Source organism: Mesorhizobium sp. M0991, from assembly GCF_040318915.1.
Lineage (GTDB): Bacteria > Pseudomonadota > Alphaproteobacteria > Rhizobiales > Rhizobiaceae > Mesorhizobium.
The window spans coordinates 181,366-193,631 of the sequence record NZ_JAMYNE010000008.1; the positions used below are offsets into that span (position 1 = coordinate 181,366).

The 12,266-nt window shown below is 61.5% G+C and carries 4 protein-coding genes; 2 read left to right on the forward strand and 2 right to left on the reverse strand.

The features are described from left to right. The first annotated feature begins 1 nt into the window (after window position 1). On the forward strand, window positions 2-967 hold the full coding sequence (locus tag NKH70_RS14795; RefSeq protein ID WP_353025544.1) for a LysR family transcriptional regulator: 966 nt from the start codon (window positions 2-4) through the stop codon (window positions 965-967). Here the strand turns inward: NKH70_RS14795 and NKH70_RS14800 are convergent. Both NKH70_RS14800 and NKH70_RS14805 read right to left on the reverse strand, forming a co-directional pair. Then, window positions 951-10,820 (reverse strand): LysM peptidoglycan-binding domain-containing protein, encoded by a 9,870-nt coding sequence (locus NKH70_RS14800; RefSeq protein ID WP_353025546.1) that lies wholly within the window; start codon window positions 10,818-10,820, stop codon window positions 951-953. The two genes, NKH70_RS14795 and NKH70_RS14800, sit on opposite strands and share 17 nt — an antisense overlap. A gap of 76 nt (window positions 10,821-10,896) precedes the next feature. Further along, window positions 10,897-11,772, reverse strand: coding sequence for a MurR/RpiR family transcriptional regulator (locus NKH70_RS14805; protein ID WP_352449139.1), 876 nt, complete (start codon window positions 11,770-11,772; stop codon window positions 10,897-10,899). A 197-nt stretch (window positions 11,773-11,969) separates the two neighbouring features. Between NKH70_RS14805 and NKH70_RS14810 the strand changes: the two genes are divergently transcribed. Further along, window positions 11,970-12,152 carry a hypothetical protein gene (locus NKH70_RS14810; protein ID WP_126092905.1) on the forward strand — a complete coding sequence of 61 codons (183 nt, stop codon included), beginning with the start codon at window positions 11,970-11,972 and terminating at the stop codon, window positions 12,150-12,152. Window positions 12,153-12,266: the final 114 nt, after the last annotated feature.

Below are 12,266 nucleotides of genomic sequence, written 5' to 3' on the forward strand. Positions count from 1 at the left end.
TGTGATCCCTTTCAACATCAAGCAGCTCGAAACCTTTCTACTGGTGGCGACTTTCGGAAGCTTTCGAAAGGCTGCCGAACGCCTGAACACCACCCAGCCCGCAGTATCCAACCGAATTGCCGGGCTGGAAGAAGCGCTGGGTGCCAAGCTGTTCGAGCGGCAGAGCGGCAATGTCAGGCTGACAGCCCAGGGGCAACGGCTTCTGCCGTCTGCTCAACGGGTCCTGCGGGTAGCGGAACGGCTGCAACTGACGGCCAGCTCGCTTTCGGAGACGGCAGGGGTGCTTAGGCTCGGGGTTGCCGAAACGATCGTTCACACCTGGCTACCGGATTTCCTCCGGGAGCTGCAAGCAAACTATCCGCTTGTCGATACCGATATCGTCGTTGATGCGACGACCACCCTTCGCAACGAACTCATGTCGCACCGACTCGATCTTGCGGTGCTGATGGGCCCAATTCTGGAACACAGCATCGAGAACATCGAGATGCCGTCCTTTCCCCTCGTGTGGGTCTGCTCGCCGCACCTGAAACTGCCTCCGCGGCGCAAGCTGACGCTGACTGATCTGATGCAATTCCCAATCATCAGCTATGCGCGGACCACCAGACCCTACAGCGAACTTTACCGCAAGCTGACCGGCGAACTGGAAGAGACGCCGCGTATCTTTCCCGCTAATTCGCTGGCCGCTTCCATCAAAATGACACTCAATGGTATCGGCATCGCCTCTCTCCCTGAGGAAGTCGTCCAGGACTATACCGCAAGCGGTAAACTGCGCATTGTCGACTGCGAATGGCATCCGTCAGATCTGCAGTTTACAGCCTCCTACTCCTCCGAACCGTCCAATCCGGCAGCTGAGCGGGCGGCAAAGCTCGCCGCCAGTGTCGCAAACGCGTATGCCGCGAGAACCGACAAGGCGCAGGAGTCAATGGACGATAGGCTCGGCCCGCGGTTTCTCAGCCGATCGAGGTGATCGGCAGATAGACGCGGTCGCCTGAGAAGATCACGTCCGGGCTCACAATATGATCCATGTTGAGCACAACCGTGTCCGCCACGTCCGCAGAATGGGTCTTGGCTATCAGGCGAATGCTGTCGCCATCCCTGACCTCGACCCACTGATAACCGTCTTTCTCCAGCGTTGGGTTCGTGCGGCCCTCAGGGTTGCTGCTGCCCTCGGCATGAGCCTCGACATAGTCGCCGGAAACCCAGCCGCTATGTATTTCGCCATCCGGTGCGAAACCTTCGACAGGTATCCAGGTCTCCCCTGACGCATCGGTCGATGGCTTCGCGGTCTGTTCGACGAATGTGCCGGATTGCAGAACGGTTCCCACGGTCGAATCCCCGTCAGGCCGGGTCCGCAAATTCAGGCCGTCATCGGCGACCACGACAAGTTGCGGGAAATCCTCCCCCGGGATCTGCGGGCCACCTGGAACATCCGAAGGATCATCGGGTTGCTGGGACGAGGCATCGCCATCCGGTTTTTTCGGATCGGGTGGAGGGGGCGTCTTCGCGCCCTCCCAAGGCTCCGCGAGCAGGGCGTCCAGCGAGAAGAGAAGCATTCCAACGCCGAAGGTGATGCCCAGAGTCCACCGATCCCATGCAGCCCATCTCTTGTCGGACTTTTCCGCCGCCGCGATATCAGCATCGGTTCGCGGCACTGAACGGCGATTCATCCGGTCCGTCCTTATGGCCGACGCCCAGAATTCCGCGCAGCCGAAGGTGAACATGGTGCCGGCGACTGTGGCGATCGGCGCCGGCCAGGAGTGCACCGTGTAGACAGCGCAGCCAAGCACATAGCCGGGTCCAGCCAGATATTCGGCCAGGTTTCGGATCACCGGTCTGCCGGTGAACGACTGCAGCATCGACTTCGTGCCATAGACGATGTTGCCGAGCGTGAACGTGCTGTTGACGACAAGATCCTTACCCTGGATCATCCCGGTCGCGGCACCTGGTGCTGCGGCAATGAATGTGGCTCCGCCGAGCGCGTTGAGGAATCGCCCGAACGGCTTGTGACTTGCGGTTGCGTTGGGGAAGAGCGCCTGCGCGCCGAAAACCATGCCTCGCACGCCAAATGCCACCGATCCGGCGGTGGCGGTCCAGGTTGGCGGCAACGAACTCCACAACATGTAGGAGGTGGTCGACATGCCGCCAAAGGTGGCGAGCGCCTGAGCGTTTTCCCGCATCCTGGCATGGCTGAGGGCCAGATCGACGCTGGTGCCCTGATCCGGCGTCATCGCCTTTTTATGGGTCGCCCGATAGGTCGTTATCTGCAGCACGGAAAGCGCGTTTGTTTGCTCCGTCGACATCCAGGCAAACTGCTTGAGCGTGAACTTGCGCAACTGGCCGGGGCTTAACTCGCCAAGCTGCTTCGGCGTCAGCGCCGCTATCTGTTGCTTCGTCAGCGCCTCGATCTGATGAATGGTCAGAGCACCAAGCTGCTCCCGCATAAGCGCCGAGATGTGGTCCGGCGACAGCTTTGCCGTTGTCGCGGGATCGCGTGCTGCGACGAGATCAGGGTCCAACGCCGCGAACTGGGTCGCATCGAGATGGCCGAATTGGGCAGGTCTCATGGCGGCGACTTGTTCCGACGTAAGCGCATTGCGCTGCTCATCACTGAGCTTGGCGATCTGGTCGGGTGTCAGCTTGCGCACTTGCTCAATGGTCAAGGCAGCAAGCTGCTCGGGTGAAAAGGCAGCGACCTGATCCGGTCGCAAACCGCTGATACGGCCAGGGGCAACGGCCTGCAATCTGCTTGGCCTGATCGCCTGGAGCTGTTCGGCACTCAGCGCCCGCAACTGCTTCGGTCGAAGCGCCGCAAGTTGATCAAACGTCAGCTGCCCGATCTGCTCGGGGCTCAGTGCAGCAACCTGCTCGGGCGCCAGCTTGGCGATGTGCTCCGGCTTGATGGCGTGCAATTGCGTGCCGGTCAGTTCGGAAATCTGATCGGCTGAAAGCGCCCTGACCTCCGGCCCGGTCGGCGCCCGCACCGGTTCCGCATATCCTGGTTGCGCGGCGGAGCTCACCGGAAGCTCAAGGCTGACGATCTTTCCGCTGGCAGGGTCAAAAACCGCCCTGCCCCGGTCGGGCGCCGGCGGCCAGGTAGCGGCTGTCGGCGTTTCGGCAGCAATATTCACCGCCTGCGGCGTTTCGCCAGTCACAGCCGGGGCTTCGTTGCTGACCACCTCGGCCACTGGGGGCGACGGCGCTTCGGTCGGCGCTGGCGTATTGACATCCCAGAACTCGTCGGCCGGCCGCAAGATGACCTGCGGGCGTTTTTGTGTCGAGGTGCCGGGCGCGACGGCATCTTCATTGCGCGTGAACTCACCGACGAAATTCCCGTCCGGATCCATCGTCCGCCAGCCATAGACCTCGCTCCATGGTATGCTGCCGTCGATTGCGGTCTCGTCTACGCGGGCCATCCTGTCGCCGACGGGTCGGCCCATTGCCTCGAATTCAGTCGGGACGTGGAGGCGCGGTCTGCTCGGATTCAGCGTGTAGAGATAAGTGTAACCTTGCTGCCGCGCGGCTCGTGACTCTTCCGAAACGAAAGCCTTGGCTCCCGAGATCGACTGGCTCGTGCCGACGAAACGGCCATGGGTATTGCCCATGACATAGCTGCTCAGGGCGATGCCTTGCGGATTGTCCACCCAGATTCCTGTCGGGGGCGGTGGCGAGAAGCCTCCCGCGTCCCTAATCTCGGTTGGCGAGCGGGTATCGGCCCGGAACACAAACGGGCCGACATTGCCGCGCAAGGGTCTTGTAGGGTCGCCCGCGCCTTCGACAGGCTGGTTGCCCTCATCGGGATGCCCAAGGCTCCCCGGCACATGGTCGTCGGAAGCACCACGTATCCATGGCAGAACATAGGGCTCTCCGGTTTCCGGATCCCGGAACAGGATATGCGATCTATGCACCAACTCCGGTTCGTCGCCATTCGCCCTGGACCCGTCGGCCGGCGGCACATAGACATTCTCCGGGCTCTTTGGCAGCGGTCCGTAACGGGTTGCCGTCACGGACTGCCCGTTCTCGTCCCTTATCTGGATCGGTCCGCTTCGGCGGCTGCCCACCTGCGAGGAGAGGAACGTCAGCACGCCATCGGCAACGTTCTGGCGCATGAAGCCGCCATCGACGATTGACGGGCCGAATTCCGTCCGGAATTGCTCTATCGCCGCGCGCTGGTCGGGTCTCGCCTTCTTTTCCAGTTGGCCGAGGAACTGCTCCAGGGAGGCCTTGCCACCCTTCGGAATGGCTGTCGCCGCGCCGTCACGCGAGGTTTCTAAGGCATGAGCAAGCCAGGCCGGGACCGTCAGCGTTTCATTCTGTCCATCGGCTCGATCGAAGGTCAGCGTCGCTGTTTCATCCTTGGCGATTGAAGGAGCGACCTTGGCAGCCTTGGACTTGTACTGGATTCTCACTTCAGCACTGAAAGCCACCGCCCCGGCAGGCAGAGGAGGTGTCGACAGTGAAAGCGTGTAGCGTGTCGCCGGCGTGCCGTGCGAACCGTACAGGTTCTGATAGATGTTGCCGGCGCTCGGCATATAACGGGGCTGCGGCGTCTCGTCGGGACTGAAGCGCGCCGGCAGCCATGACTGTACCGTCGATTTCACCTTATAGGCCGCGGAAGTTATCGTCCGGTCGGGATTGAAACCCAGCACACCGGGAAGCCTGTTGCGGTCGTTGAAGATGATGTCGACCAGCATCGCCTCGGGATTGACGACGCGTGCCTTCTCACCGGTCAGCAAAACGATGTCTGCCGTGGGCGCCTTGCCCGGTACGGCCGAAAGCCGCAACCCGCTTAGCGTCGGTTCATCAACAAACGAAACTGTGTTCGACCGATCGATCTGACCTGATTTGACGAGGTCGCGGATCGACCGGATGCCATCACCCTGTCCGATCGCTGCGATGAGTTCGGACGCCTTCGCCGGATCCTCGACCGCGAACTGGATCTTCAGGCTTGTCGAGCCGAGAGCGGACTGGATCTGGTCGTAGGTCTGCTTCGACACGATGTCACCCGGCTGGAGCGTGTCCTTGACGGGCACTTCCGGGCGCTTCTCGAAGCCGACGCGTGGCATCTGGTCGACCGCCCCGACATGATTGGCCACGATCGGCAGCCGCAGTCCGACCTTTGTTTCGGTCATGACACGGTCGAACGGAAGCGCACCTTCCAGCTTGACGTGGCCAGCGCTGTTTTCCGCCGGCACGCCAAGGAAATCGTGCTGGCCGGGGGCGAGCGTGACCTCCTCGCCCTTGAGCGAAGGCGTATAGGTCATCTCGATCACGGTGCCTTCGCCGTCTGGCGTCACGCCGACGATGGTAGCATCCAGCGGCTTGGCGTTGTAGCCAGTCGCATCGCTGAATATCGCCTTGGTTGCCGCCGCCGAAAGATCGCTGCTGCGAACCGGGAAAGCCGTCTGATTGGACACCGGCCAGACACCGGCCTGAAGCCCGGTGATGTTCCTGTATTCCCGTGCCCGGTAGGATACGACGCCTTGAGTGCCGAGCGCATCCGTGAATGGTGTCAGGCTGCGCTGGTTGATGCTGTCGACGACCGACCACCCGATCATGCCGACATCGGTCTTTGTCCCAATACCGAAGCCCACGGCCGCGACCGTCGGCGAGCCGATGTCGAAGGCCTGGCCCGTATTTAAGCGCGTCCGGAATGTGACGCCGATGCGGAAGTCGGGCAGTATGTCGCGGAGCGGCGTGCGCGGTATCTGAACGCCATCCGGGCCGTAGCGCTCGGCCAACTCGCGGTTCGAATAATAGCTCTTTTCTGCCTCGTATCGCGCTACAAGCTGCTCGACGCTCAGCCCGTCAAGATAGGCTGAGGGAGTCTTGGTATCCTTGCCACTGGTGTAGATGTACCCGCTTGTGTCGGCTTCCGGCATGCCGGTGAAGCTGCGCGTCTCCGGATCCCAGACGAGGCGCATCGAGTCGTCTTTTCCTGCCGGCTTGTTCGGCACAATGATGGGATCGCTATCAGCGGGAGGCGGTGAATTGCGCCCGGTCGACCCATGCGGATCGCGGCCCGGCAGCATCGTCGGACCGTCACCGCTGGCGTCGCTGGTCTTGATCACTTCTCCCGGTATCACAGGATGGTTGGGATCCTGGAAGACCCGCTCCCCCGTCGGCCTGTAAACGCCGTCGGCGCCAATTTCATAGACATTCATCGGACGTCCGGAGGGGCCGGGTTCCAGCGCCGGAGGCGACTGCCGTGGTCCTCTGCCGTCGGACCATGGCGGCGGCTGGTGCGGTCCGCCGCTGCCCGATGGCTGGTTGGCGCCGGGACCATTGGCGCTTGCCTGCGTGCCCGTTCCAGGTCGCAGTGTCCGCAGACCGTGAATGCCGAGGCCCGTGCCGGCAATGCCGGTGCCAAGGCCCGTAAGCGCGTTGGCAAGCTGAAGACCGTTCATCTGGTCTGCGTTGACGGCGAGATCGTAGGCCGATGTCGCCAGCAAAGGTGCACCGACAATCACGGAGCCGACATCCGCTCCCCACGCCAGCTTGTTCAGGCCGGCGGTCGACTGTATGTAGGTTCGGGTTTCGAGCGCCAGGGGCGAGCTGGACCGTGTTGCGCCTAGGCTGCCACGGAAGGCCTGCAGGGCCGTCATTTCCTTTCCCGCCAATCCGGCGGCCGTCATTTCCCTTCCTGCTAATCCAATGGTGCGCAGACCGCTGGAAGCGATCGGCAGAACCGTGGTTGCCACGCTGGCGACATTCATCAGCGACTCGGTATCGTCCCACTCGCCGCCATGTTCCAGATGGTTGACCTGATTTATGACCGCTCGGGTGCCGAGATAGGCAGCGCCCGTATAGGCCAAGGGTGCTGCAATCGGCGCGGCCGGCGTGAACGACAGAATGGTGGCTATACCCGTCCCGATGCCAACCAGCGGATCGACGACCTTGTCCCAAGCAGAAACATTGCGCGACTTGACGACTTCCAGTTCGATCCTGCCGTCATCGCCGGCCTTCATCTCCAGACCCTTGGGGACGACGAGCTTGCCATCTTCGCCGAACTGGTTGTTGTTGTCCTGGAAATCTCCGAGGTCGTCGAACTTTTTGCCGGTCACATCGACATAGCGAGTGTTGCCGTCTCCGTCACGCACAGCAAACAGCGCGACCTGCTGTGTCCCGACCTCGTCGTCAACATAGAAAATCGGCACGCTGCGCACATAAGGATTGTCGCCGCCGATGTCGCGGATCTCTTCCGTCACATTCTCGATCGCCTCGCGACCTTCCTCGGTCGAACGATCTATGCCGAGCGTTCTGGCGACCGTCTCCTCAAGGACCGTGCCGCGCTGTTCACGGAACTCGTTGTCGTAGCCGCTGTCGAGCAGTTGCTGGAACTTCGGCTGATAGATGCCGTCAAGCGTCTGCTGCTCATGCTCGTCTAGATAGGTCTTATCCACCGTGCTGTTGCGGTCAACCAGCAACGAGGGATCGGTGGACCGAAGCTCATGATAGTCGCTGAAGCCTTGCACCAGCCCGCGCAGCTCCTCGGCCTGCGTTATCTGAAGCCTTGTCGCGTCCAGCTTGAGTTTGGCGACCGCTAGTTCGGGATCAACCCAGCGTCCACTGGCATCGTCATCTTTTGTATCCAGGTCGATCCAGACTGCCTTCCCGCTCTGGGTCAACGCATCGATCCCTATCTCGTTGTATGTCTGGGCAACCTCCGGCGCCACCTTGATTGTCTGTCCGCCGACGTTGATCTCGACAGGCTGCACGCCATTGGGCAGGGTGCCTTCAGGAGCATCGACTGTTCCTGGCCCGTGCTCCGTCAACGCATTGTTGAAGTTGGTCTGCAGCGTTGACAGCTCGGAGTTCAGGTCTTCAATGCTGTCGCCGAGCTGCCGATCCAGGACATCGTTGAGATTCTGCGCCGCCTGCGCCTCGCTGGCCCTCACCGCTTCCAGGCCATTTGCCGTGCACACCGGCCCGGTGGAACTGCTGCCGCCCAAAAGCTGCTGCCAGTCCTTGTTGAGTTGCCGATCGCGGTACTCATCCCTGATGTTCGTTTCGCTCAGATTGTAGGTGAGCTGCTGCTCGGTCGTGCCCTCTTCGAACTGGTTGACCACCCACAGCTGGCCGTCGCGGACCTCAAGTTTTTGCGATTGGAAGAGACCCAGATAATCGCCACTGACCCTTTGATGTTTCTTTCCCTGTTCGAACAGAAACTGGTGCTCGCTATTATATTCGGCGAGCAGTCTCTGCTCGAGGTCCGTCTGCTGCGCACCCACTTGCGTGGCATCGGCATGGGCGTTGAAGTAGCTTTGATAGGCTTCCGCCAATTCGAGCTGATTGCCTGCTGTCGTCTGCAGCGCCTTGAGGTCCTGATATTCCTTCGAGTCGGTCGGAATGCCGTCAAGCTCGGCTTGCCCCACCAGGAAGTCGATGGTGAGCTTGTCGCCCTTGCTCAGATGCAGGCCGACTTCGGAGAACAGCTGATCGACAGCCGCATGATCCGCGAGGCCTTGCGCGTACTGCGTTTGCCGATTGGGACCTGGCTGCCCTTGCGCGGATGCAACGTCTGCATTGGGATCAATCAGCGGGGCTAGTTCGCTCTGCTGGGTGATGGCGTCGGCGAGAATGCGCCCGGCAGTCTCATATTCGCCACGGGCATCCTGCGCGTTCTGCAGCAAGGTGTTGGCCTTGGTAAGCCGCTCCTGCGCATCGGCAAGCGTGCCTTCCGGTTTCTGCGGGGTCCATTGCAGACCATGGGGTGCCAACGCCTCGTTTATAACTGTCTGCGCCCCATCAACAGCATCCTTGTAGGCGGAGTCGAGCATATAGACGTTGAACTGTTCCTGCCGCTGACCGGCCAGAGCTCGCGTCTCTGTAATTTGGGACAGCGCGATGTTCTCAGCAATGATGGCCTGGGCCACCTCGGGATCGACCCAGGTCCAGACGCCATCGATCTTCATCGGCGTCCACTTTCCGCCGGAGGGTGCATTACCCTGCGGCGGATCGCCGAATGGATTGACAACCCTGTTCTCACCGTCCAGCTCGGGCGTGGCGACGGTACCTAGACCATATCTCTCGATCAGGTCCTGTTTGTTTTGTCCGGCTTCTTCTGCCGCGTCGATGAGACTGGGCAAGGCTTCACCCGCCAGCAGCCCTTCGACGAAGGTCTTTACGACCTCGCCCTCTTTTGCCTCCGTGGCATCACTGCTGTTGGGGTTCACCGCCAACAGCGTCCTGGCCAACGCCTCCTGCGTACTTCCTGCTTCGATCTTCAGGTCGGTCCCGGTGGTGTTGTTGTGCAGCGTCATGCTGCCATCAGGGCTCGTGGTCAGCGTATAACCGTTGAAGGTGACTTCCACGGTCGTGCGGGTACCGTTTTCGATGGTAACCTTTTCGCCCGGGTGAATGATGTCGGGGTCACGAGGGGAATTGAAGAGCTCGGGGTTCGTTCTCCTCAGATCGTCCAGCGACACGCCATATTGCTGCGCTATCAGGGTCAGGTTGTCGCCTGGCTTGACCTCGTACTCGACGGGCTCGCCGTCATTGATCTCCTCGGTAGTCGTTGTCGTCACCCGACCGTCCTTGTCGGTGACGATCGTGGTTTCAGTTCCGGCCTTCGGATCGACCATTGTGGTTGTGGTCTCGCCCGTTTCGGTGTTGCGAACACTGTTGCGCGTCCTGCCGTTCCCGTCCTCCGACACCGTCGTTTCCTTGCCGTCAGACGTCGTCACGGCGGTGCGCTCATCATGCTGGTAGTCGTGATAGTAGACGGTCTTGTCGCCGGTGTGCGGATCGACGACTTCAACCGACTGCACGTCACCATTGTCGCTCGTCGGTTCGCGCGTCGTGACCTGATAGCCGGCGGCCTGCAGCTCGGCGATGACCTGCTCGTTGGTCAGACCCCTTTCCTGCGCGATTTGCTCGATGCTCTTGCCGTCCGCGAGATCATCCTTGATGCCCTGGGTGGTTGCCCCGCCCGGATCCTGAGATGCAGCGAGGACGGTCTTGCGACCATCTGGACCGTTGACGGTGGTGACCGGCAAGGCCGGCCCGTTCCCGGGTGTAACGGTTTCCACCGAAGCGCCGTTCGGCAAGGTGGTCCGCTCGGTGACGGTTCCGGTGCGCAGATCGTCTTCGTAACGCGTCGTGATGGCACCGGTGTCGGGATTATAGCTGCTGGTTTCCTTGCGCCCGAGCCCATCCCGGATCGGCGTAGTGGTTGCCGTGCCGTTGGGTTGCTCCACGCTCGTGTAGTAGCTGTCGTGCTGGTAGTCGTAATATTGCGTGATGGTGCGGCCGCTGGCATCCGTGATCTTCGTCGTCAGCACGTCGCCATTGCCGCTCGGGTCAGCGGTCGAAACGGTCATCCCGCCGGACCTGAGCGCGGAGATAACCTGTTCGCGCGTCACGCCCCGGGCAGATGCAATCTGGTCGATGCTTTTGCCGCCGGTAACGTCGCTGACAATGTTGCGCGCAGCCGTCGCTTCCGCGCCGTTGTCTTCGGGCGTGCTGCCATCCAGTTTCACCGGTGTCGCGGCCAGCGCGAGATCGGTCTGCGTGTAGAGAGCCGGGGTCACCGTCCTGCCATTGACGGATGTGCCGTTGCTGGCGTTGACGACGTTGACACTCGGCGCTGCCGAAGCCGCAACCGGCGGCGACTGAAGCGAATCCAGTTGCGTGCTCACATGGGCCAGTTCCTGGCGGGCCTGTGCCGCCCAATCACGCTCGCCCATCCTGTTGGCAAGCCTGATCTGCTCCCGCAGCTTGGCAGCCTGGGCCTCCAGCCGCGCTATCTGCGCGGCGTTTGCCTTGGCATTGACCTTTTGCGGCTGGACCGGCGGCTTGGTGGGCGTTATCGGGCGAACCATGAGGACGATCTCCGGAAATCAACGTTGCCGGCAGCCTGGCTGCCGTCACGCCCGCCCGATCGCAACCTTTCGGATGTTATCGAGGGGGCTTCCAATAAATGCCGAAAGCAGCAAGCTGCTCTTCCGACTGTTTTACCCGTTCTGCGGCGTTCGTTTCAGACTGCGCTGCCGCCAGCGCCGCCAGAATCTCGACGGCGGCGAACGCCGGCGCCATGCTTCGGAAGAACGACTGCGAATTTGACGTAACGATAATTGTTTCCCGCGCGATCTGTGTCAGCGGCGACACGCTGCTGTCGGTGATCGCCACCACGCCGATGCCCTGCCGAGCCGACTGGCGCGCAACGTCGATCGTCGTGCGCTCGTAGGGCGATAGGCCCACCGCAAGAAGTACCGCTCCGCGTCCCGCGTGCTGGAGGGCATCCAGGCCCGGTCCGGCCATCTCGCCGACAAGCGTCACCTTGCAGTCGGTGCCAGCCAGCAAGGACATGATGTGAACGAAGTGGCTCGCGACCGGATAGGCGGCGCGCGAGCCGACAGCGAACAGATCGCGTGACCGGGCGAGCAGACCGGCTGCCGCGATGAACTGCATGGCGTTGCCGTATTCGCCAAGGCTTGAGATCTGGGCGGCGAGCGTGTCGGCAACGACGCCGGCAGTCGAATATCCCGGATCGCCATGCTGTCCGATACCCTGTCGCGCCGGCTCGCCCGCGATGGTCTCGCGCAGCGCGCGCGCATAAAGGCTGCGCATATCTTCGTAGCCTTCAAGGCCAATCCATCGCGCCAGCCGCATCATCGTGCTGTGCGAAACGCCGGCCTGGTGCGCCTGCTCGCGCATCGACATCAGTGCGACATCCTTGGGATGATCCAGCACGAAACGTGCGGCGACCCGCAACTGCGGTGGCATAGTCTCGAACCGTTCGACCAAAAGCTCGGCCAAAGGACCTTTTTCCATTCTGAAACCCCATTCACCCACCTGCCAAGGTACTCCTTGAACACACGCGACGCAACAGTTGGAACCGAAGTGTCTCAAATATTCCAACTGGACTTTCATTTTCGGCCATGCTGCCTTAAGCTGCCTTCGCAACCCTCCGGACTGCAGCGATGTGAGTCCGGAGTTTGCAACTTGGATAGTCCCTCAAGGAGACAATGATGGCTGCTACCCCTCCCATTACCTCCGGCTCAGCAGGGTCGCCGGAACAGAACCTGGACAAGATGATCAAGCACCAGGAGCGCATGTTTGGCCTGGAGATCACGAAAGAGATCGCGAAATCCCAGCATGACATGCTGATGAGCACCGCCAGGACGCTCGGCCAGTCGGCTGAAAAGGCCTAAGGCGGCGGATTCCCGAACCATGCGCCGCCGCAAGCACCCGGCGGCGTACTTTGCACGGCGCAATTTTTTCAGCGCCGTCATCAGGCCGCATTTGAAATGGTCATCGGCGGGAGA